The organism is Synechococcus sp. CC9605 (assembly GCF_000012625.1).
Lineage (GTDB): Bacteria > Cyanobacteriota > Cyanobacteriia > PCC-6307 > Cyanobiaceae > Parasynechococcus.
The window spans coordinates 1412244-1431632 of sequence record NC_007516.1 but is presented as its reverse complement, the minus strand read 5'-3'; the positions used below and the strand labels follow the sequence as shown (position 1 = coordinate 1431632).

28 protein-coding genes are annotated in these 19389 nt (G+C 54.4%); 13 read left to right on the top strand and 15 right to left on the bottom strand.

The window, feature by feature from the left end; genetic code table 11:
* Positions 1-78: 78 nt before the first annotated feature.
* On the bottom strand, positions 79-288 hold the full coding sequence (locus SYNCC9605_RS07780) for a DUF1651 domain-containing protein (RefSeq protein WP_049749461.1): 210 nt from the start codon (positions 286-288) through the stop codon (positions 79-81).
* Positions 289-565: 277 nt separating this feature from the next.
* Between SYNCC9605_RS07780 and SYNCC9605_RS15475 the strand changes: the two genes are divergently transcribed.
* Complete coding sequence (locus tag SYNCC9605_RS15475) at positions 566-1084, top strand: hypothetical protein (RefSeq protein WP_257928624.1); 519 nt, start codon at positions 566-568, stop codon at positions 1082-1084.
* Positions 1085-1373: 289 nt separating this feature from the next.
* Here the strand turns inward: SYNCC9605_RS15475 and SYNCC9605_RS07765 are convergent, their stop codons facing one another.
* The 3 genes from SYNCC9605_RS07765 to SYNCC9605_RS07755 form a co-directional block, all read right to left on the bottom strand.
* Positions 1374-1763 carry a putative quinol monooxygenase gene (locus tag SYNCC9605_RS07765; protein WP_011364514.1) on the bottom strand — a complete coding sequence of 130 codons (390 nt, stop codon included), beginning with the start codon at positions 1761-1763 and terminating at the stop codon, positions 1374-1376.
* Between the two features lie 110 nt (positions 1764-1873).
* On the bottom strand, positions 1874-2062 hold the full coding sequence (locus SYNCC9605_RS07760) for a hypothetical protein (RefSeq protein ID WP_083757090.1): 189 nt from the start codon (positions 2060-2062) through the stop codon (positions 1874-1876).
* 768 nt (positions 2063-2830) lie between these two features.
* A complete protein-coding gene (locus SYNCC9605_RS07755; protein ID WP_083757070.1) occupies positions 2831-3031 on the bottom strand; it encodes a hypothetical protein in 201 nt (66 codons plus the stop codon).
* A gap of 190 nt (positions 3032-3221) precedes the next feature.
* Between SYNCC9605_RS07755 and SYNCC9605_RS07750 the strand changes: the two genes are divergently transcribed.
* From SYNCC9605_RS07750 to SYNCC9605_RS07740, 4 genes are all read left to right on the top strand, one after another.
* Entirely contained in the window at positions 3222-3716 is a 495-nt protein-coding gene (locus SYNCC9605_RS07750; RefSeq protein ID WP_011364512.1) for a hypothetical protein, read from the top strand.
* Between the two features lie 1630 nt (positions 3717-5346).
* The gene (locus SYNCC9605_RS07745) at positions 5347-5526 is read left to right on the top strand and encodes a hypothetical protein (RefSeq protein WP_041434855.1); all 180 of its coding nucleotides are present in this window, start codon (positions 5347-5349) and stop codon (positions 5524-5526) included.
* A 71-nt stretch (positions 5527-5597) separates the two neighbouring features.
* Complete coding sequence (locus SYNCC9605_RS15470; RefSeq protein WP_011364511.1) at positions 5598-5849, top strand: hypothetical protein; 252 nt, start codon at positions 5598-5600, stop codon at positions 5847-5849.
* A 146-nt stretch (positions 5850-5995) separates the two neighbouring features.
* Complete coding sequence (locus tag SYNCC9605_RS07740; protein WP_011364510.1) at positions 5996-6244, top strand: DUF3104 domain-containing protein; 249 nt, start codon at positions 5996-5998, stop codon at positions 6242-6244.
* 150 nt (positions 6245-6394) lie between these two features.
* Here SYNCC9605_RS07740 and SYNCC9605_RS14720 read toward each other — a convergent pair whose 3' ends face one another.
* Positions 6395-6598 (bottom strand): hypothetical protein, encoded by a 204-nt coding sequence (locus SYNCC9605_RS14720; RefSeq protein ID WP_156783058.1) that lies wholly within the window; start codon positions 6596-6598, stop codon positions 6395-6397.
* Positions 6599-7146: 548 nt separating this feature from the next.
* Here SYNCC9605_RS14720 and SYNCC9605_RS15465 point away from each other — a divergent pair.
* Positions 7147-7278, top strand: coding sequence for a hypothetical protein (locus tag SYNCC9605_RS15465; RefSeq protein WP_257928611.1), 132 nt, complete (start codon positions 7147-7149; stop codon positions 7276-7278).
* Positions 7279-8421: 1143 nt separating this feature from the next.
* On the opposite strand, the gene SYNCC9605_RS15460 is transcribed toward SYNCC9605_RS15465, so the two are convergent.
* The 4 genes from SYNCC9605_RS15460 to SYNCC9605_RS14715 form a co-directional block, all read right to left on the bottom strand.
* Positions 8422-8544 (bottom strand): hypothetical protein, encoded by a 123-nt coding sequence (locus SYNCC9605_RS15460; RefSeq protein WP_255441733.1) that lies wholly within the window; start codon positions 8542-8544, stop codon positions 8422-8424.
* 321 nt (positions 8545-8865) lie between these two features.
* Positions 8866-9126, bottom strand: coding sequence for a hypothetical protein (locus SYNCC9605_RS07720; protein WP_011364507.1), 261 nt, complete (start codon positions 9124-9126; stop codon positions 8866-8868).
* A gap of 1263 nt (positions 9127-10389) precedes the next feature.
* Positions 10390-10701 (bottom strand): hypothetical protein, encoded by a 312-nt coding sequence (locus SYNCC9605_RS07710; RefSeq protein WP_011364506.1) that lies wholly within the window; start codon positions 10699-10701, stop codon positions 10390-10392.
* A 765-nt stretch (positions 10702-11466) separates the two neighbouring features.
* Positions 11467-11628 carry a hypothetical protein gene (locus SYNCC9605_RS14715; RefSeq protein ID WP_156783056.1) on the bottom strand — a complete coding sequence of 54 codons (162 nt, stop codon included), beginning with the start codon at positions 11626-11628 and terminating at the stop codon, positions 11467-11469.
* Between SYNCC9605_RS14715 and SYNCC9605_RS07705 the strand changes: the two genes are divergently transcribed.
* Together SYNCC9605_RS07705 and SYNCC9605_RS07700 are read left to right on the top strand one after the other, a co-directional pair.
* Positions 11628-13016, top strand: coding sequence for a PhoH family protein (locus SYNCC9605_RS07705; protein ID WP_011364505.1), 1389 nt, complete (start codon positions 11628-11630; stop codon positions 13014-13016). The genes SYNCC9605_RS14715 and SYNCC9605_RS07705 overlap by 1 nt on opposite strands.
* A 57-nt stretch (positions 13017-13073) precedes the next feature.
* Positions 13074-13973 (top strand): LOG family protein, encoded by a 900-nt coding sequence (locus SYNCC9605_RS07700; protein WP_049749460.1) that lies wholly within the window; start codon positions 13074-13076, stop codon positions 13971-13973.
* On the opposite strand, the gene SYNCC9605_RS14710 is transcribed toward SYNCC9605_RS07700, so the two are convergent.
* The 3 genes from SYNCC9605_RS14710 to SYNCC9605_RS07690 form a co-directional block, all read right to left on the bottom strand.
* Positions 13974-14141, bottom strand: a complete 168-nt coding sequence (locus SYNCC9605_RS14710; protein ID WP_156783055.1) for a hypothetical protein — start codon at positions 14139-14141, stop codon at positions 13974-13976.
* 102 nt (positions 14142-14243) lie between these two features.
* Positions 14244-14420, bottom strand: coding sequence for a hypothetical protein (locus tag SYNCC9605_RS15180; RefSeq protein WP_198002438.1), 177 nt, complete (start codon positions 14418-14420; stop codon positions 14244-14246).
* 42 nt (positions 14421-14462) lie between these two features.
* Positions 14463-14642, bottom strand: a complete 180-nt coding sequence (locus SYNCC9605_RS07690; RefSeq protein ID WP_041434842.1) for a hypothetical protein — start codon at positions 14640-14642, stop codon at positions 14463-14465.
* Between the two features lie 197 nt (positions 14643-14839).
* On the opposite strand from SYNCC9605_RS07690, the gene SYNCC9605_RS15455 reads away from it, so the two are divergent.
* Complete coding sequence (locus SYNCC9605_RS15455; protein ID WP_257928603.1) at positions 14840-15010, top strand: hypothetical protein; 171 nt, start codon at positions 14840-14842, stop codon at positions 15008-15010.
* Between the two features lie 550 nt (positions 15011-15560).
* Here SYNCC9605_RS15455 and SYNCC9605_RS07685 read toward each other — a convergent pair.
* The 3 genes from SYNCC9605_RS07685 to SYNCC9605_RS07675 form a co-directional block, all read right to left on the bottom strand.
* Positions 15561-15788, bottom strand: coding sequence for a hypothetical protein (locus tag SYNCC9605_RS07685; protein ID WP_156783054.1), 228 nt, complete (start codon positions 15786-15788; stop codon positions 15561-15563).
* Positions 15789-15867: 79 nt separating this feature from the next.
* Positions 15868-16227 carry a DUF429 domain-containing protein gene (locus SYNCC9605_RS07680; protein WP_011364500.1) on the bottom strand — a complete coding sequence of 120 codons (360 nt, stop codon included), beginning with the start codon at positions 16225-16227 and terminating at the stop codon, positions 15868-15870.
* The gene (locus tag SYNCC9605_RS07675) at positions 16224-16481 is read right to left on the bottom strand and encodes a hypothetical protein (RefSeq protein ID WP_011364499.1); all 258 of its coding nucleotides are present in this window, start codon (positions 16479-16481) and stop codon (positions 16224-16226) included. Before SYNCC9605_RS07675 ends, SYNCC9605_RS07680 begins: the two co-directional genes overlap by 4 nt.
* Positions 16482-16701: 220 nt before the next feature.
* Between SYNCC9605_RS07675 and SYNCC9605_RS15175 the strand changes: the two genes are divergently transcribed.
* The 4 genes from SYNCC9605_RS15175 (at position 16702) to SYNCC9605_RS07665 (ending at position 18946) form a co-directional block, all read left to right on the top strand.
* On the top strand, positions 16702-16845 hold the full coding sequence (locus SYNCC9605_RS15175) for a hypothetical protein (RefSeq protein WP_198002512.1): 144 nt from the start codon (positions 16702-16704) through the stop codon (positions 16843-16845).
* A gap of 75 nt (positions 16846-16920) precedes the next feature.
* Complete coding sequence (locus SYNCC9605_RS15450; RefSeq protein ID WP_257928594.1) at positions 16921-17346, top strand: response regulator; 426 nt, start codon at positions 16921-16923, stop codon at positions 17344-17346.
* Complete coding sequence (locus tag SYNCC9605_RS15445) at positions 17343-17552, top strand: response regulator transcription factor (protein ID WP_257928588.1); 210 nt, start codon at positions 17343-17345, stop codon at positions 17550-17552. Before SYNCC9605_RS15450 ends, SYNCC9605_RS15445 begins: the two co-directional genes overlap by 4 nt.
* A 521-nt stretch (positions 17553-18073) precedes the next feature.
* Positions 18074-18946 (top strand): phycobilisome rod-core linker polypeptide, encoded by an 873-nt coding sequence (locus SYNCC9605_RS07665; RefSeq protein ID WP_011364496.1) that lies wholly within the window; start codon positions 18074-18076, stop codon positions 18944-18946.
* The last annotated feature ends 443 nt before the right edge of the window (positions 18947-19389 follow it).

The window sequence follows — 19389 nt, the reverse complement described above, 5'->3', positions numbered from 1 at the left end:
GGAAAGGGCTAAGACCAAGCCAAGTTTTTGTGTGATTGCGTCATGCCGGTCCCGGGGGGGACCGGTTTTTTGATGCCATCAGCGAACGGGAGGTGAACAGCGCCGCCAGCCCGTTTTGAGCATCGTGTTCCTGGCTTCGATGGCGTTGTGCCGCAGCATCCATCGCCGGGTCTGGGGCACCGGTGGATTGGGCGGAATCCAGCTGTAGCTGCGCACCACCCACTGTGCATGGGCGGTGGATGCATCTGGCTTGAACTGCATCACCTTCTGCTGCTCGGCTCTTACCAGCCAGCCCTCTCCGCCTGGCTGTTCCGGTGGTTCGTGGGTAGCGCGGTTACGGGGCTACGGCAACAGAGAACAGCTCTGCAAAGCATCTGCTCCCGAGGCGACGCCCCGGCTTCACGATGGCGAATTCGCTGCTTGAACGGTGGGCCAAATCGAGGAGGACGATATTCAGGCCTCAAAGACGCTGGCGAATCCGACGGAACATCAATGGATGCGTTGTTGTTTTGCTCGAGGAAAAGAAGCTTGTCTCAGTCAAAATGAGGCTTGAGAGAAGCTCCTGTTGGCCTTGGTTTGCGACCACGGTCCAACCAAGGCAGGAAACCTTTGCATAGGTCGATGCATCGATCGATGGTTTAGAGAAAGACGTCGAGCATCTTTTTGTTTCTCCAAGAAAAAACATAAAGTTTTGTCATTGATCGATAAGCAAGACTTCGAAGTTCAACGCATTGGCTCAAAAAGTTATTGGGGCTTCATTCTTTTATCGCATACATTCCGGCAAACCCAGAAAGCGATGTCCTGCCGTCAGGTTGAAGATTTTTCTCAGAAAATTGCCTCAGACTTTGCCTCAGCTTGCAGGACTGATGAGGAGAGTGAGGATTGTTTTGGTACTGCTTACAACTATGGTCGCGACCATGTGACCCGACTGACGCACGAGATCATTCGACTTCAGCGGGAGAGTGGTTTGTCGCGAAAGGAGATCGTTGAATCGATCAAAGATCTGGCCAGTCATATGAATGCTCTCTCCTATGTGTTTCTCGTGGCGGCCGATGTTGCCGAGAAATCCCTGGATAATGATTGATCCTGAGGATGCACCCGCACACAACGAGTCAGCTGAAGATGCTCCTTGTTACGCCCCTCGGGGCGATTTTCTGATCGGTCTTGCTCAGGAAGCGCTTTCCTTCACGAGGAGACGGAAGCTTGAGAAGGAGATCGCTGTGATCAAATCAGCGCTGAAGAGCCATGACGAGAAACCCACAACCCGTCGCGCCAGGCAACTCAAAACCCGTCTTGACAAGCTCAAGGATGAACTGAACAGAAGCCTGTAGGCAGCAGTGCCACAAATCGAGAGATATGTCCCGCCCGTTTGTTCAGACCCTGCTGTATCCGAGCTTGGTTTCAAAGATCTTGAGTGGAAGTCCAAACGACTCCATCAGCTGCCGGCAGTCATCGCCCACTGTGCCGTACACCTCAATGCTGAAGCCATCGCCAAGTTCCGCATGCTTTTTTAGATACTCCTGAACGGGAGGGTTGGACACATGGGCTCTGAACGCCTTGTCGTTGCCGTAGACCTCTGACCACACGAACGCCTGGGGATCGTCTGGATCCTGATCAAAAGTGTGATGAATCATGCCTGGCTCAGAAACCTGAACGGCTTCGTCGGTGATGCGAGCTAGCTCCAGGTACTGGTCAATACAACCGGGTTTGACGTGAATTCGCGCCAGCAACATGAACGGTGTGGACTTGTCGAAGCTGGCCATTGGATCTCAGGCGGTGCCCAAGTGTTCCATGGATTCAGGCTGAAAAACCCCTGGAGGTGCACTCTCCAGGGGAACCCATCCTTGTCTTCAAATCTCGTTATTGGAGACGGTCAGGCTGCTAGAGGCTGTTGTTTCAGCGACAAGCGACCACCAGCCATGGAGTTGTGAACCAGGTCTTCGGCGTAGCGGCGCCCCGCTTGTTGCGCTTCTCGAACACTCTTGAAATTGCCGACGAAGTCGTATTCCTTTCCATCAACCGTTGCCGCAACCGCATAGAGCCTGTCCGTCACCTTGCTCACAGACCAGCGCAAAAAGCAGGCCGGGGAGTTCTTCTGACTGTGCATACTGTCCTCCTTTAATTAACGGAACGACTTAAGCACTTAATTGTTTGTTTAATTTTAAAGCTTTAAATATCGCAAATAGGTAATTATTTTTCTTTCACGATTCGTCCATCAAGGTCTCATGAAAACGAATGATGTGAGCGGTGTGATCCGCGTTTTTGAGCAGCTCCTTCTGCCGCGATGGCTGACCTTCAACCAAGCTGCGACTTAACGTTGTGGAGCCACGGAACCGCGAGGAGAAGCGAGTCCTCCCCGAGCGATGCGATATCCGCATAAACACGTTCGCCACGTCACACTGATTTGCGCCTGATGCACTGAATTTCTACAGCTTTAAGAGAGAGGGTTCCCCATTGATCCCTCTCAACGGGGAAACTCGTCTGCCAGCCCCAGGGTCGCTCTCCCCGTGCTGCTCAGCACCACATCTGGTGCGCGGACAACTTAGGGCTCAATGATGAGGCCATTCAGCAGGCTTGTCTGGAAATTTCTGAAGATGTGCTGATCCGCCAAAAATTTCGGTAGATGCAGGCAATGGTCGCGACTGTTACGGACTGCCTAAAAGCTCGATTGGCCTCGGGAGAACGGCTGGATTCGCTAAAGAGGGGACCCAGCAGTTGCCGCTGACATGGGTCCGCGTCCCGGCTAGGTGCATGAGACCAGGACGCGATACAGATAAGCCATTAGAGCCAGTGGATTCAGCGAAATCCGCTACTCAAATGGCTCCATATGTCAGGCGCGTGCTTTGCGGAAATTGGTTGAATAGGGGAACCGGTAGCCAAGCTCCATTTCCTCCAGCTGCTCCTCGGCGAGGTAGAGGCTGCGCGTGAAGAAGCACACATTCTCGCTGTCGCACACCAGAAATTTGCTGGTCTCGATTTTTTGGATGGATGAACCGCGCGGGGTCTGGGCAATCAAGTCTGCTTGAGCCATGGAGCGTGCTGGCAAATCTCCCCTGTCATGGCTTTCATCGATTTCGTTTGGTCGTTACAACGCTCACACTTCGACAATGTCATTCGCTCAAGCTTCTTGGTAACAACAGATACTCGGGTTAAGCGTTAAAAAGAATCTCGCGCGCCAGCCCAAAAACGGGCTAATTACGGTCACGTTTAAAAAAGATGCGATGAAGTGGCTGCTCCCGAAACTCGGTTTATTCAAGCAGCACAAAAACACCCCGGATCTGAAGGAAGATCTCTCTTTTTTTAAAATCTCGGTTCACTCCAATGCCATTGCATGTCAATGGCTTCTGAGGAAGCAAACTCAGCTCTTGCTGAGGCAAAGCAATAGATCAGTGTTGATGATCAGAATCAGGGATGCCTCCGGAGACGGCACTGTCGCGAGCAAGTTGGTGGAGCTCAGCCTCAAGGCAACGCAAGCACAGATTGAACTTCCCTCTGCAAGCGGTCAGATGCTTGTTGAGCTTGGTTACCGCACGGTTGGTGGTGACTTCATCACCCTTGAGTATTCATTCATTGATCTTGGCATCAAAATAATTGAGCAGCCAGAGTTGGCCAATTGGTTCAGCAACGAATCAGACAATATTCACCAAGAGATGTACGAATTGGCGACCAAAGGCAGAGCCCTTGGTGGATCCGAAGCCATGCCCATTGGCCGGTGAGCCTGATGCTGGTGTGGCAACACTCTGTTGATGCATTGCCTGTGGCGTTGTGGGCTTGACTGAAGAAAACATTCGTCCTTTTGATCCCGGTGGGAAAGCGAACCAAACAAGTCGGTTGACCCTCTCCATATTGATGCGCCGCAGCCTTAAACCAAGGTCAGATGCAGGGTGGGTTTGATGCTCAACACACTGTTCCTGACTGCTGCAGAGTGCCTGGCCATTGTTGGTGTGTTGGTTCTCATCTATGGCGCTGTGCGGTTGATGCAGGCCACTGAGTAATGAGCAGACACGGATGACTTTGCTCTGACTGGTTGATTCAGTGCCGCAACATTGGGGTCAATCATTAGTGCCGCCTCATCGCGTCATTTGTGGCCGCTGGCCTCTTTCATCGAAGCCATGGTGGAACAGTAAGGCGCAGACGAAGGCTCCTTCTTTCCAATGGTTGTTCCGTTGACCATTGGGCGCTGGTCACTGCACTGACTCCCTTCTGGCGATGCAGGGAGTCAGACCAGCGTTGTTTCACTCCTCGACCTTCTGGTGGGCCACTTGTCATGGTTCCTTTGGTGCTGCCAATCACTGTCCTTGTTCTGGTGTGGCTTAAATCATTGACGGGGATACATCACAGAGCCAGGGCTACGCACCTCATCTGAATGGTGGTGGTTACTCGAGGCAGTTATGACTGACCCATAAGCCGCTAGCTCACGCTGTGCAAACGAATGGTGCGGGGAAGAGCCTTTGTGGTCCTCGACTCCTCGGTGCAGATCCCCCTAAGGCCTGCAGGGTCAACATGCGCTCACCTTTTGCGCGGTCTACCGAAGTTCCCTGTTCCCGACAGCCTCAGGGGCATGAAGGTCCCTGAAGAAAGAACTCCCTGACGAGTGCTTTGGCGTCCAGCCAGCGCTTGTCCTTTGTGAGTTGATCAACCCGCTCGTTGAACCAGGCCGACAGCTCTTCTGACGTGACGATGCGAGCTTTCCCAGCGGGATCCAATGCCATAGCTGCAGAAGAATGGCTCAAAAAGTTAATCGCTATTTCTATTCTTTAGCCTCAGGCATTTACATAGAGAAGGTATAGCTTGATGCTAAACAGCTGGTTTTGATTTTTTTGATACAAGTCGGCCGATCCGTTAAAAAGTGTCGGGAGATGCCCAATGGTGAGCCGGTCCTGCTCAGGCGGCGGGATTACCTGCGCCAAGGATGGATGTGGTCCAGTGCTCTAAACCCAATCCTCTGAATATTTTGTCTTGGTGGCGCTCAGCTCACGGATGTCCTCTGTGAGGTGCTGAGCTGCCCACATGCCTCTGACGACTTGGCAGACACCTTCTCGGTCGCAAATCCTGTAGTACTCAAAGCCTTCCGGAGCGGTGGTTAGTTTTGTCGCTTTCATGGACCCAACCCTGCTAATCCAACAGGTAGGTCGTGAATTGGTCGCGTCCAGGGAAAACGAGACAAAAGGTTCTGCTCGTTACAAATCCTTGGTTGGCTTAATAGGCGAGGTTGCATTTCGTTGAGCGAAAACGGATGCAATGCCGCCACCGGCCCTTGAAGCGATCTGAGTCGCACCAAGTTGTTGAAATCTGATTCCTCTCTTCCTAAACCTGTCAGGTGCACTCCACTGCTCAAGAGAGCTGATGAACTGGCGACGTGATGGCCTTGTTGTTTGGAAGCCTGTCCGTGCTCTCTTGTTCGCAGATCAAAAGGCCTTCTTCTGGATCAAGGGAAAGTTCGGACTATCTGAGTACCAGATGGCTGCCTTGGTCTGGTTGAAGGGCTTGATTCTTGGCTTGCTGTTGGGCTGGTGGCTGCTGTGATTCAAGAGCAGTAGGCAAGCCTTTCAGCATCGGCTAAACCCAGGTGGCAACGTTTTCCTCTCCTGATTGCGATGAAGGCTCTTCTCGCTAGCTGCCTACTGCTTGCCTCCACATCTCTTCCTGCCTTGGCTCAGAAGGAGATCCCCAAGGGTGAAGGTCATGATCAGTGCCCTCTGGGTTACGTGAACACCCTTGGGACGACGTGCGTCTCTCCGATCCATTACGAAGTAGCCCCAACCAATGGCAAAGCTTGCCTGTCAGGTTGGGTGAACATTGGTGCTGGCTACTGCAAGAAGAAGAAAGGTCCTCTGGGAGTCCTCTGAACACCCTTAGGGCAACAGGCACATCAAGGCCGGGGCCTCAGACCCGGCCCATGCTCAGAACGGGCTCGCGGAGCTGCAAACCACCGATGCGATGACATCAACCGCCACACCCTTTAAGCTAGTACTTCTGTACTAGCTTAAAGGGTGTGGCGGTTGATTATGGGAGCAGCGTTTCGGCCTCTAAGTCGGATCCGGTCTTTCTGCATGTCAAGTCGGGAATGACCGTGATCGTCACTGACACGGATGGGGCTTGGCGGATGGCCGATGTGATTTGGGTCGATGGCGGTGCCAGGAACCCCAAGACTCCAACGTTGTTCCAAGTGGCCGATGTCGACACCGGCTTTATCAACTGGGTTAACGCCGATTTTGTGACCCACATCGTTCCAAGGGTCTGAAGCCCCTGCTGGTGCTGGACGAGGCAGCTCAAGTCTCGGAATGCAGACAACCGCTCTGCAAGGGAAAAGCCATCAGACAATCACTTCCAGCTTCAAATGAACGTGGCGCGATTTCTACTCAGGGACGGGAGCAAGGTTGGGGCTGAAGTCTCACCAGCAGGGCTTGAGGTCTTCAGCTACGAAGACCAGAAGGGACAAGTGATCCATGCGTTGGCCACGGTCAAAGCCGAACGTGAGTTCCTCAAGCAGGTCCCCTCGAAGCTCCTGCCCTTGTATCTCCGCATGGAGCAGTCCCTTGCCAAGGCCGTTGGTCGGAGCTGAGAGGCTCTGCAGGTCCTTCTCAGGCGAAACCACCGGTCAGATGACCGCTCGAAGTTGATTTCGCCGCCCCTGAGTGGTTCGGGCCGTCCCGGGGCATTTCTGTCGTAGCCCTGTCGAATCAGGCTTGGACGTGCCATCTGCTGCAGGCTGGTCGGTCCAGTCGCACGCGAAACCTCGGGGCTTTTTTTGGTGTCGCCCACGGTTCGTCCTTAAAACTTGGAACATGGTCTGGGGCGTAGGGATACCGCCCCACCGTCTTCTGACTCACGGCCTTGTGATGGGTGCCCAGGCAGAGGGACAAGCCAAAGGCTGTCCATGACGGGCTTCCCGATTCCCTCTCTTGCAGACACGATTCATATGTGAGGACAACACCTCATGGGATGGAAACAAGGTTGCATCCCTGAGATTATTTCAAGCCCTCTGCCTTTGGCGGAGGGCTTTTTGGGCTTCCCAAACATGAAGAGAGTTTGTTGTTTCTATCGGGTCTCAGGTATCAGCAACTACTGCAGCCTGAGTTAGTCCTGCGAAGATCAATTAACCGCTCGAAGGTTGTGACGCTTGAAGATCAATACATCACTCTGATGGACGCAGCTGGATGGGTGTCTGACGAATGGTGTCGGGAAAAGTTTATTCAGGAAGCAGACAATGTTTTGATGCACATCAATGCTCAAGTTTTGAAGAATCGGCAAGAGTTCAATTCCATGGCTGCATGAGGCGGCCGTCGGCAGAGACGTGACCTTCAAGCCTTCGCAAGACGGGTGTGTCGTTTCCTTTGTGGATGAAACAACCGATCGACCTGTCGCTGAACCCCACGTTGTTATCTGGGTGCTTAGGGAACACCCCCTTTTTTGGCAGTTCGTTAACGATGCCCACGGCACCGCTGACTGATTGAAGAGGGTGGTGTCGCTGGGACGCAAGCATCTTCGACGCATTCGTCCCCTTGTAGATGGGCGGCATTCCATGCCGCCTTTTTTTGCCTGTTGCCGACCAACCCATGGCCGGTGTCCACGACTTTTTCCAACGGTTCTCCCACTCCCTTTCACGAGTTATCTGGAGGAAAGTGGATTGGTCGTCAAACGGGGGACACCGGCCCCTGGAGGTGAGATCTCCAGGGGCTTTTTGTTACCCCTAGCAGCAGGTACAGAACCTCCTGCTGGGGGTTCGGCGCACCAAATGCTGGCTATGCAGCGATGTCTTGATCGATGTAGTCCAGAAAATGAATCACTCTTCTCTCCTTCTTCGCTTGCAAAGCTTCCTTGGCGAGAGTCAGCAGCTGATTCTCTCGGGCTTTGATGGCGGTTCTCCACCGTTTGGGTTTGGGATTGGTCACACGGAAGGGCCCTGAGAGTGGAGAAGTCCTTGAAGGCACAAGTCTTTTCAAGCCGCAAGACGCTAATGGTCGCAAACGAAAACCCCCAAGATGCGTGATGGTTGTTGATGTGAGTTCGTATGGATACCGTTTGTATGTATCAAGCTGAACGCGATGTTGATCTGCATAATCAAAAGAAATCGCTTCAAAACTGAAACCATTTCTCGATACCCCAGTGGGGAACCGTATGGGAACAGGGCTTACGGCAAAGCACTGCAGTGATTTGTTGCCCAGTTGAAACCGGCAGCGGTTTGAGCCACAACTGGTTTGTCGCAGTAAGTCAGATGGGTTTCAGCACTGAGCAAAGAAAAGCGGAAACACCGAGCTCCACTCGCATTGCAGCCGGACTCATCCTCGGGATGGCTTGTTTCGCTGCGGTGCTAACCGGTGGGATCTTTGTTGGCCAGACCATTGGTGAAGCGTTAAGCACGCTCCAAACAATCACCCCAGTTGAGGTTGACACGCTTCGCTGAAGTCGTGGAGCCGATCAGGCTTCAACGTCAGCCTTGTCATCGGCGTTGTGATGGGCCTCCACTGAGGTGGCTTCGGCTGATTTGCTGCGGGGGCAGTCACCAGCGTTGGCGGCTCCAATAAAAACAACCACTGCCATGATCGCGACGATTACGGAGCCGCCTACAAAAGCGAGGTTCGGACCTTTCACGTCGGTTGTGCTGAAGTTCTGCCGACCCTAGTTCAGGATTCAGGCCTGCGGGGCGATGTGGGTGGCACGGTCAGTGTTCATCCAAGGGGTGGCCGCTATTGGTCCTTGTTTTCTTTGTATCTGGGCAGGTCGGTTGGCTGAGCCAGCACGTAAACGACTGCTGCAGAGATCACCACGGTGACCACGATGAGACCGGTGATGGCTGCTGAGTAGTCGTTCACTGAAGTTTCTTTAAAGAGTGAGGTTAGGTCCGACGCTTTGCTGGCTGCGTCAGGTGCCTGGAAAGGCCTGGCTGTGGATCGTGGTCATTGTGTTGTTCAGATCGCCCACATCCCGAAGCCCTTCGGCACTGAACCAGGGTGCGTTCTCCCAGCTGAAGCCTTCACCAAAAGTGTTGTCGGGTGCCGTGACGTACCAGTGGCAGTTCACATCCGGGGTATCAACGGAGCACTGCGACCAGTCCGGCTGCCACTGCGGCACCTGAACCCACATCACTGCTGCAAACAACAGGGAGAACAAAGCTTTGATCATCGACCTGAGGCTACTTATTGAAAGTTTACACGAATTGGTCTCAGAATTGGAATCGTCACTGGCATCGACGATCACGCCCTGAAGGCTGAAGCGTGAACGCGCTTCGGTAGTCGGTGACTCGATTTCAATCTGTTGAGCGGGGATACAACCGAAGTGCCGTGCTGTGCGTTCGAGGGCACACCGGTGGCGGAATCGCATCCCTCATCGCTCGACGCGATGTGATTCCGTCGTGTGCATCCACCTTTACCTTTGATCGACGTTCAAGGTGAAAGAACAACCTTTGAGAGTGTTGGCGCCAGGCTTGGCGTCATCAATTGAAGACGTGATCCCGAAGCTGGCATGTCGATCAAGGGCAAGCGGCTACAGCCTCATCAAGCTGCGTATGTTCTGTGCTCCAAACGATGTACTGCGTTGAGCGAAGCGATGGGCCCGACCAATGGGTTCAAGAACAGTGCTTCAAAACTGAGTTCAAGGCGTTTGTGAATGCACGCGCTAAATCGATTGCTTTCACGAACGTGTATCGCGTCCTTTATCAAAGCCCTGGGCTCTCAGGCGAAGTGGTGAGGGTTGCGAAAGGAAAGGCGCTTTTGAATTCCGATGACCGGCTGGTTGGTTAAGCCGTTCAAATCAGGACTCTTGTGATCGTTCCTCCTGAGGAAGGGAACTGGAGTTGAGACTCGATTGGTCTGCCCCCCGGCTTATTTCTTCTGCTCTGGCCAATCGCTCCACCAGGTTGAGGGTGTCGTTGGGAGACAACTCGCCGTCATCGCCCCACTTGAGACTGGAAAGGTCAAGTGGGCACATATGGGAGCGTGATACTGCTTGAAAGCTATGGGCATCGAGATGTCTGCTGAGGCAATGCTCCCTGAAGATTCACGGAAGAAATCCTGAACTGCGTAACCACCCGATACTCATTGGTTGGTCGCGCTTTTATCCACGCACGATCTTGTCTTCATGGCGACAGGCAATCGGGGAGGGTGGCTTCCTTCTCTTGTGGCTTTTTCCTTGCGCGTTCCTCACACCGCAAGCTCCTCCCAAACGAGAAAACCCTGGAGTGACGGCTCCAGGGCTTCCTTTATTCATCCGAAAGAGTCAGTTTCAAAACTCTCTCGGATTCGAGGAGGAAAACCCCAAGAGCATGGAGGGCCTCAGGGCATTCACTCGACGACCGGCGACTGACTGCAGGATCTGCCGCCGGCTGAATCAATCAACTCTTGTGCATCCGATTCTCGATACCCCCATTTGGGGTGGTCCTCGCAACAGTCATCGCAACCAAGGCGATTGGGTCACTTCCAGGGTGTACTCCCCTGTGCGGGTGAAGCGCAGCGGGATCGAGTTGATGCGGATGTACGTCTCGCCCTGCTCAGCAGCCAGAAAGCTGAACTCATGCTTAGCACTGTTCACCATCACGTTGCCGCCGCGCTGCATGAAATCACAGCGGAAGGTTTCCACGCTGGTGTTGGGGCCGTTGTAGCTGAGCAGTCGGCATGTTGAGGCAACGATCTCAGCGCTTGCAGGAATGGCGGTGGCGATGGCGAGGCCTGCCGCGGTGAGGCTGGTTCGAATGCAAATCATCGGAGCACCCTGTAGGGCGTTGTGTTCGATTCGTGGACTCACTTTGCTGCTTTAGTCCTTCTGAGGCTGGTCTTTCTGGGCGACTCGCAAGATTCTCTTAAGCATTGCGGAGCGCGTCTGCAACTGTTCTGCGCGATAGTTGGCCCACGCGAATGGGCCGTGAGACCACGACGCGAGATCTGAATAAGAGGAAACTTCAATGAGCAGGAGAGGTATCCATCCCCTTTTGATGGGCATGGACAAACCCAAGCGCAAACCCGTTGAGCCTTCAAAGGCGAACGATCTGTCTGGCAATGAATCCGCTCAACGCAAGCGTTTCATCCGTTCCGAGGAAGAAGATTCAGGCAATCAGCAGGCTGCTTGACCAATCAACTAACAAGTGTTCAAAGCGCGGATGAGTCCATCCATCTGAGTAACCCAATTGCCTTTCTCCTTCCGGGAAGAGCATTTATTTTGTGTAAAGGAATGGGTTAAGTACCTATTGATTCTGGAGGTGAGAGGAGTAGAGATAAGTCAGCGACAAGGAGAGAGATGGTCACGATCTGTTCAGGTTTTTTCGATCTCTGCATTCCCCTCAATGCATTTGACAAAACACAGCCAGTGCTGGCTGACGAACCCAAGCAAGCGATGAAATCTCAGCACGATCTGTATTGGGAAGAACGTTGCGACACATCCCCCACTACACCTGGGTGCAAGATCTAAGACGACTGAGCTCAGTACGTCGTAGTTGACGTCATCAAGGCAACGCAATCGATTGCCTTTGGTTTAAGCAATAAACCCTGGTTGACCTGCCTGGTTTTGTTGTTGCAATCTGCTTTCTCCCTGCGTCTTTCCTGCGGAGAGAAAGGGGTCTGCTGTAGTGATTTTTTTGGTCACGATCTTGTTGGTCTTTTCAACACCAATTGATCCACCAATGGTGAGGTTCAATGAAAGACAAAATTGTTGTTCTCGACACGAATGTGCTGCTCCATGATCCTGAGGCGCCGCACCGCTTTGGTGATCTCAGGGTTGTGATCCCCATCCAAGTGGTTGAAGAAATCGATCGCTTCAAAAAGGATCACTCTGAAAAAGGCCGCAACGCTCGGCGGATTTCAAGGCTCCTGGATTCCTACCGAGCCCGCGGAAGCCTTGCCGATGGCGTTCCGATTGAGGGCACGAATCACGGCATCCTGCAGGTGGTGTTCTGTCAGGCCCAAGCTCTCAACGCCTTGCCGGCAGAACTGCAGGGGGGAGGCGGCGACAACAACATCCTTGCGGTGGCCCTCGAGCAGATGCGATGCAGCGGGCTGACGAAGGCACCTGAGGTTGTGCTGATCAGCAAAGACATCAACCTGCGAATCAAGGCTGATGCGGTGGGCCTGCAGGCCGAGGACTACGTCAACGACAACGTCTCGATCGACGATCTCTACGCAGGGTTCCGACAACTCAGCACCGATGCGGAGACGATCAAGACCCTGCATGACGAGGATCAACTCCCTTTGGAAGCTGTCGCCGATCCCGAGGGGCAGCATCTCCAGGCCAATGAAGGTGTGGTGCTGGTGGATCAGCACAACGACAGCCACACCCTGCTTGCCCGGCATCAAGGCAACAGCAACATCATCAAGCCGCTGCACTGGCTGAAACGCGCCCACCTGGGACGGATCAAGGCGAGAAATCGCGAGCAAAGCTTTGCGCTGGATCTGCTGCTCGATCCCTCGGTCGCTCTGGTGACCTTGGTGGGCAAGGCCGGCACAGGCAAAACGTTGCTGGCCATCGCCGCAGGTTTGCACCAGGTGGCCGACACCCATCACTACGCCCGCCTGTTGGTGACGCGCCCACCGATTTCCCTCGGCAAAGACATCGGCTACCTGCCGGGCACGCTTGAGGAGAAACTCGGCCCTTGGACGAAGCCGATCATCGACAACATCGACTTCATCACAGGTTCGTCTCCCGGCGGGGAGGCTGAGCAGACGAAGAAACAACGGCACTGCGAACCACGCAACGCCTGGGCTGACTTGCAAGGCATGGGCTTGCTTGAGGTTGAAGCGATCAACACCATCCGCGGCCGATCGATTCCCAATCAGTTCCTGGTGGTGGATGAGGCGCAAAACCTCACGCCCCTGGAAGTGAAGACGATCGTGACGCGGGTGGGGGAAGGAACCAAGGTTGTCTTCACCGGTGACCCTTATCAAATCGACAATCCCTATGTGGATGCCGAAAGCAACGGGCTCACCTGGCTGGTGGAAAAGCTCAAAGGTCAGCCCCTGGTGGGACACATGACCCTCACCAAAGGTGAGCGCAGTGAACTGGCTGAACTGGCGGCCAACACCCTCTGACGCAAGACGAAATAGCCGATACCGCCGACATCACTGACACCCATGACTGTTGAACCGATGACTCAATTCTCAGGCACCTCAACCCCTGAGCAAGCCAACCTGGGCGCGATTCTGATGTCCCCCACCTACCGAATTGCCCATGAAGATCCCGACTTGCTGAACAGCAATGCCATGCGTGGTGTGCGCATGCTGCTTGAAATCACCAAGCCGGATCTGCATCTGGAAACAGCCGGGATCGAATCGACGATCATTGTTTTTGGTGGTGCCAGGATTATCGACAACGACACTGCAGCAGCGAAGCTGGCGCAAGCCGAGCAACGGCTTAGTGAAACTCCAGGCTCACCGGTGTTAAAGCGACAAGTCGTCCATGCGAAACAGCTTGTGGAGTTGTCCCGTTTTTACGATGCAGCACGGGAATTCGCCTCATTGGCGTCCCAGCACGGGCAGGCCAATAAGGGGGAAAGCCATGGATGCTCATCCCATGTGATCGTGACCGGCGGTGGCCCGGGAATCATGGAAGCCGCCAACCGGGGTGCCTTTGAGGTCGGCTGTCGCTCGATCGGGCTGAATATCACGCTGCCGTTTGAACAACACCCCAATCCCTACATCACCCCCGATCTTTGCTTCAAGTTCAACTACTTCTCACTGCGCAAATTCCATTTTGTGATGCGCTCGATTGGCGCCATCCTTTTCCCGGGTGGCTTCGGCACGCTTGATGAACTGTTTGAGCTGCTCACCCTGCGGCAAGTGGGCACCAAAGGCAGCATGCCCATCGTGCTGTTTGGAACAGAGTTTTGGAGGAGGCTGGTGGATTTCGACTACCTCGCCGAGACGGGCTTGATCTCAGATGACGATCTCGATCTGATTCATTTCTCGGACTCAGCGGACGAGGCCTGGGAGTTCATCCGCAGCCGAACGCAGAACGACCCCCAGGGGGGTGCAGGCCCAGCAGCCTGATCAAGCGGATGGCTGGTTGTGCTGGCGCAGTTTCTTGAGTTGATCCTCGATCTGAAAGCGCAGCTGCCTCAGGTTTTCAACATCGATCTGGTGTTCGCCGGAACTCCAGTGCTGCGGGTTGGCGACACGGATCTCGAGTTCGCGCAGACGGGAGCGATCAGATTGCATGGGAACTCCCCGGCCAGATCAATTCTGCTGCCGCGGCTGCTTCCCACACATGAGCTTTTCTACTGGGTAAGGGAAAAGTACAGATTTAATGCTGAACAAAGCTCAGATGGAACCTGATTCGAGCAGGTGGTCCATCAATGCCGCATAGAGCTGGGTCTTCATGTTCAACAGGCAGGCCTGTTCGTTGGCGTCACCGCCGGGCCAGTTGTCGTGAGCTTCAGCCACGACACGGTGCAGAAGACGCAGAACATCTCTCTCCAACGTAAGTGTGGTGATCATTTGGTTGCCTTCCATTGGCGCTAAGAGCGAAAGGAGATGATTTCAGAGGCCCTGGGACTGCTGGCGCACAATCCATGCTGAGGCGGCCTGCTGTTGTTGCCACGCCACCAAGAGGTCTTTGGCAATGCTTTTCAGGGCAGAAAGATCATCTGAGTTGTCGATCTCGCGTGAGAATTTCTCGATCTCAAACTTTTGGCCCAGAGTCAACGCGATTGGTTCCATTGGCTTGTGGCTTTGTGTGCGGAACGTACCCGAGAACTTTTGTTGTTGCAAATCAAAAACGTAGTATTTGCAACCGATTTGAGGAAAGAATGCTCATCTCAATACATTGCTTTCATTACAGAACATTTCTGAATGCCGCTGATCACTCTGATCGCAAAGGCTTATGGCCTTAGAAAAGATGTATTGGCCTGGAGCTGATGCATTTCTCCTGGGAAAAACATCTGGAATTGTCCAGGAACGTAACTATTGCGTCAGACAAAAATCAGGGCATAGCTATTGCCCTGATGGGTGTTGCTCTCACCATGTTGGCCACCGATCTTCTGGCCCATGAATTGAAGTGCTCGGCCTTGCCGTCCTCCAGAGCTTGATTCAGGCAAAGTCCATACAATCTTCTTTGGATCACTCGGATTGCCAAGGCTTTTGGCCTTTAAAAGCATGCGTCGGCTCAGAGCTAATGCATGTCTTCTGGGAAAACGTCTGGAATTGACCAGAAAAGGAGCTGTTACCTTGAAAAATCAGGGCAGGTCACTTGCCCTGATGAATATCGCTCTCACCATGTTGGCCACCGATCTTGTGGCCCATGAGTTGAAGACCTCAGACTTGCCTCTGTTCTGGGCTTGATTCAGAGAAAGTCCATCTCGTCTTCATTGTTGTCGTCTTCCCTGGATTGAATCCACAGGGCAGAAAGCGGGAAAATGAAGCAGCTTGCAACTAGGAATTCCATTGTGTTTGGAATTTGATAAGCCCATAATCCGTCGAATTTCATAGACAAGCTGTATCAACCGCTGTCATTTTTTTTGAATTTGGTCGCCGATCGATCCGTTTAATCGTGTTGAGTACTTGTGCTTAATCAGCCCAGGCTGATCAAGGTGACACCGGCCACGAACAGCAAAACAGACAACACCAGCAAGCCACTGTTCATCGGTTGCTGGCGCTTTTGATCGATTCCATCCCCAGGCGTGCCGCCCGACGCCCCAGCCCCACAGCTGCCTGGGCAGTGCTAATGATCACATCCGTGGCTGTGCTGCGAACCCGGCGGGGGCTGCGTTGCATGGCATCAGGCCAGGATCCCTCTGGCCAGCGCTGCACGCGGCGGCCAACGCGGTCACCGAGTTGAAGCAGGGATCGACGTAGCCAGCTGGCCACAGCTTTGAAGCAACAGCATAAATGTGCTGACTCCAACTCAATGCTGTTGTGCCAAATGACACGAAGGGGGCTTGGTGCCTTAGAGCTGTTGTGGAACCCAGATCGCGGCGGTGTCATCACCCAGGCCAACGGTTCGGCCTTCGAGGTGTTTGATGCCAATCCAGGCGCAGATCAGGCCATCGAGCATGTCTTCCACTGGTTTGAGCGACGCCAGCGTTGACACCTCGTAGGGCGCTGGGATGAAGTCCGGGATGCCGCTGATGTGTTTATTGAGTCCGGTTTTGATGGCTTGGAATTGTTCGAGCAGCCGTTCAATCCGCTCGCTGCGCGTCAGCTTTTCGGCTTTCCAGTATTTGCCGGAGCGGCTCACCTCGTAGGGCACTTGGTAGTCCCTCTTGAGCAAGGCCAGCAGGGCCACATGGGGGTAGCACTCGATCAAGGCAGGAGCGCTCTGTTCGCTGTCGTTTGTTTGCCGGGGAGCCGGGCAATGCTGCGGCCTGCCTTTTCCAGCTTGGTGAGCAGCACCTGCTCGTGGCGCAGGCCATCAGCAAACAGCTGCTGATCCAGCTCACTCACTGCTGGCTTGCTGCCTTCAAACAGCTTCTGCGCCTGCAGCTCTTCCCACCAGGCCCCGATCACTGGGCTGATGCTGAAAAGCAACAGCTGGCTTGGTGCGATTAGGCGGGAGGGCATGGATATGCCTGGCCTTTTTCATTATTTGTGCGCTGCTTGGTGTGCGCATCCCTCCAACAAGTGAGTTGCGAGTGTTGCTCTCTCCCTCAACTGAGGGATGTGGAATCCATTGGCGTGCTGGTGAATTAAGGAAGTGCGCCGTCGGTTTGCATGTCTCCTTTTTATGACCTGATTCTTCAGCGCAAGGGCGAGCTGCACACCGAAACGGTGCAGGTGGTCGATGCCGCCCTGGCCTGGCGTCTGGGGCGTGAGCGCTATCCCCACTGCATCCGTGGCGTTGTTCGTCGCGATGGTGGGCGTGATGGCTCTGCAGCTGAGCCATCCAAAAGCCCTAAAAGAAGGGCATCTGAAGAGCCTGGGATAGAGCTGCGGCTCGAGTCGCGCGCGTTGAGTGAAGCCGTCGAAGTGACGGCGCATTTTTTTCAAGACCCAGCGGGTGGTGGCCTGCTGCGGCGATCGTTTCACCCTGACTTGCCTGTGTCTGGCGGAGCCGATCCGCCGTGCCGGGGTGGGTGCCGCCACCACCGAAGAGGAGGGCTTGGAACTGGTGCTGCGCCACAAGCCGAGCCTGCTGATCTGCACGTCGGATCTGGAGACCGGCTACGGCATGAACCTGCTGCGGCGGGTGAAGGCGGAGCTGCCCACCTGCCAGTTGTTGATCGTGCTGGTGCGCGAAACCCAGGCCGTGGTGCAGGAGGCGATGCAGGCCTACGCCGATGCGGTGATCTTCAAATCAAGCCTCGGCACCGGCAAGGGCGATTTCGTTCAAGCCCTCCAAACCCTTTCCGAAGGTGGGGTGTATCTCCCCGAGGAGATTCGCCAGCTCGGTGCGGCCCAGGCGCCGAACCCCACCTGCCGCCGTTGATTGAAGAGCTCACCGAGCTAGAAATGGAAGTGGTGGCAGGCGTGGCCCGCGGCCTCACCAACCAGGGCATCGGCAGCAGCCTCGGCATCTCGGTGGAAACGGTGAAGACCCACGTGGTGAACGCCAAAGACAAGTTGGGTGCCGCTGATCGCACCCAATTGGCGGTAATGGCGTTGCTTTACGGCTTGATCGATCCCCTCGGCTGAGTCCTGGGGGCTGTTCGGTGATCACGGTCGTGATTTTGCTTCGGTTGCCAACGCTTGATCCATAGAGTCTCGGCGTTGATTTTGTGTGATGCCCGAGGAAACCTCCAACCAGCAGTCCTGCTGCGGCAAGAAGCGGGCGATGCTCGCCTATGGCCTGGTTTAGATCTCCGCCACTGTGGTTTTGGCTGTGTCTTAGGCGGCCATTGCCGTTGGCCTTTGCGCCGTGAAGCAGGAGAGCCGCCTGTTCAACGGCTGCGTAGAAACAGTTGTGGCCGAGGGTCGCTCCCAGGCGGAAGCGGTTCGCTACTGCAACGGCGGCTGAGATTCAAGACCAACCCTTCCCGAGGGTTATGGCCAACACCCTTGGATGAGCCTGCGTTCTGGCCGGGATCAGGCTTTTGTTTTGGCCTGAAGCAATGAATGCCTATTGCTGCTGTAACGCAGCTTTTAACTATTACTAAGTTCATCTCCATAGATGAAGCGATCGCCATATCTTTGATTTGATTTCACTGTTTTCTCGGATGCCAGCCCTGAAGTACAAGCGGGATTTCACCCACGAACAGCGGGTGTCGTTCGCCTTTGCGAACTCCGTGGATGCAGCCAAAAGTGCCAGCTCGAACAAGGGCAAGGCGGCATCTACACCTGCTGAGTACAAGCAAAACCAGTGCGCCGCTATGGGCATTGGTATGGGCCCCCGGATCCATGAGGAGTGCCCCTACTCGGCGATCAACCACTCCTATGCCTCCACGGGCAGCCAGGCTCTGGAAGCTGCCATCACCGCTGGCTACAAGCAGGTGTTTGGCAACATCGGCATCTCCGACAACCAGCGTCTTGTCTCGCTTGAAGCCTTCCTCTGTGACGGCCGCATCAACGTTCAGGGCTTCATGGCAGGCCTTGTGAAATCTGAGCTGTACAAGAACAAGTTTTTCCACGCCGTGTCTCCCATGCGCGGTATCGAGCTCACCACCAAGCACCTGCTGGGGCGCCCTCCCATCAATCAGAAGGAAGTGAGTGCTGGCATTCAGCTGATCGCTGCAGAGGGTTTCGACGCTTTCGTTGACAGCCTCGTCCGCTCGGAGGAGTACCTCGAAACCTTCGGAACCGACACGGTTCCCTATCTGCGTGGTTTCAAGTCGGAAGCACGGGCTTCCTGCTCCACCTTCGTTGGCATGGCCGAAATCACTCCGGCCAATGCCAGCTCTGAAAACGCCATGTACACCGGTCCCTCCCTGGTGAAGCGTTTCAGCATGGATCTCAATTCCTTCGCAGCAGCTGCTGTCTATTCAGACGACAGCGATCGTGGTGGTTTCTCCTACACGAACGCCGTAAGCAACCCCCGCAACGCTGCTTACCGCCGCATGTATGGCGGCAAGTTCAACTACGGCCGCTTCTGATTCATTGCTGCCTGCAGCGATGCGTTGAGTCGTAAGGGCAGGAGGGGCAACCCTCCTGCTTTTTTCGTGTGTATTACTACTCATTGAGAATCATCCTCATTTACGTAAAGTCCCCGAGTTCTTTGGCTTGTGGATGCATTACTTCGGGCTATTGGTGCACGAAAGCGGCCAGGTGACGCCTCTCTTTGGCACTGAATTTCTCGAAGTCGCTGTCTCCAAATTCTTTGAGTGCTGCCTGAGAGCGGGGTACAATCCGATTTATGTTCACTTGCGGCTGATCAAATCGGCGTCGCCACAATTTCCAGCTGAGATCTGTCTGGATAAAAATCTGCTGGTATCGGCTTACAACCTTCAGGTGGAAAATTTTCAATAACCTGTTGATTGCCTCAGCTTCGGCTGGCTTTCCGGGATGACATCTTGGGGATTGCCCCCGCTTGATGCTT

Bases quoted from the DNA above. Each gene is read 5' to 3' on its own strand.
- SYNCC9605_RS07710 (WP_011364506.1), bottom strand. From the start codon at position 10,701: ATGATTTGCATTCGAACCAGCCTCACCGCGGCAGGCCTCGCCATCGCC.
- SYNCC9605_RS07675 (WP_011364499.1), bottom strand. From the start codon at position 16,481: ATGCCCTCCCGCCTAATCGCACCAAGCCAGCTGTTGCTTTTCAGCATC.
- SYNCC9605_RS07700 (WP_049749460.1), top strand. From the start codon at position 13,074: ATGACTCAATTCTCAGGCACCTCAACCCCTGAGCAAGCCAACCTGGGC.
- SYNCC9605_RS07765 (WP_011364514.1), bottom strand. From the start codon at position 1,763: ATGGCCAGCTTCGACAAGTCCACACCGTTCATGTTGCTGGCGCGAATT.
- SYNCC9605_RS14710 (WP_156783055.1), bottom strand. From the start codon at position 14,141: ATGCAATCTGATCGCTCCCGTCTGCGCGAACTCGAGATCCGTGTCGCC.
- SYNCC9605_RS15465 (WP_257928611.1), top strand. From the start codon at position 7,147: ATGGACGCAGCTGGATGGGTGTCTGACGAATGGTGTCGGGAAAAGTTT.
- SYNCC9605_RS15455 (WP_257928603.1), top strand. From the start codon at position 14,840: ATGCATTTCTCCTGGGAAAAACATCTGGAATTGTCCAGGAACGTAACT.
- SYNCC9605_RS15180 (WP_198002438.1), bottom strand. From the start codon at position 14,420: ATGATCACCACACTTACGTTGGAGAGAGATGTTCTGCGTCTTCTGCAC.
- SYNCC9605_RS07745 (WP_041434855.1), top strand. From the start codon at position 5,347: ATGAACTGGCGACGTGATGGCCTTGTTGTTTGGAAGCCTGTCCGTGCT.
- SYNCC9605_RS15470 (WP_011364511.1), top strand. From the start codon at position 5,598: ATGAAGGCTCTTCTCGCTAGCTGCCTACTGCTTGCCTCCACATCTCTT.
- SYNCC9605_RS07665 (WP_011364496.1), top strand. From the start codon at position 18,074: ATGCCAGCCCTGAAGTACAAGCGGGATTTCACCCACGAACAGCGGGTG.
- SYNCC9605_RS15460 (WP_255441733.1), bottom strand. From the start codon at position 8,544: ATGGCAGTGGTTGTTTTTATTGGAGCCGCCAACGCTGGTGACTGCCCC.
- SYNCC9605_RS07720 (WP_011364507.1), bottom strand. From the start codon at position 9,126: ATGATCAAAGCTTTGTTCTCCCTGTTGTTTGCAGCAGTGATGTGGGTT.
- SYNCC9605_RS07755 (WP_083757070.1), bottom strand. From the start codon at position 3,031: ATGGCTCAAGCAGACTTGATTGCCCAGACCCCGCGCGGTTCATCCATC.
- SYNCC9605_RS07750 (WP_011364512.1), top strand. From the start codon at position 3,222: ATGAAGTGGCTGCTCCCGAAACTCGGTTTATTCAAGCAGCACAAAAAC.
- SYNCC9605_RS15175 (WP_198002512.1), top strand. From the start codon at position 16,702: ATGCCGCCCTGGCCTGGCGTCTGGGGCGTGAGCGCTATCCCCACTGCA.
- SYNCC9605_RS07690 (WP_041434842.1), bottom strand. From the start codon at position 14,642: ATGGAACCAATCGCGTTGACTCTGGGCCAAAAGTTTGAGATCGAGAAA.
- SYNCC9605_RS07705 (WP_011364505.1), top strand. From the start codon at position 11,628: ATGAAAGACAAAATTGTTGTTCTCGACACGAATGTGCTGCTCCATGAT.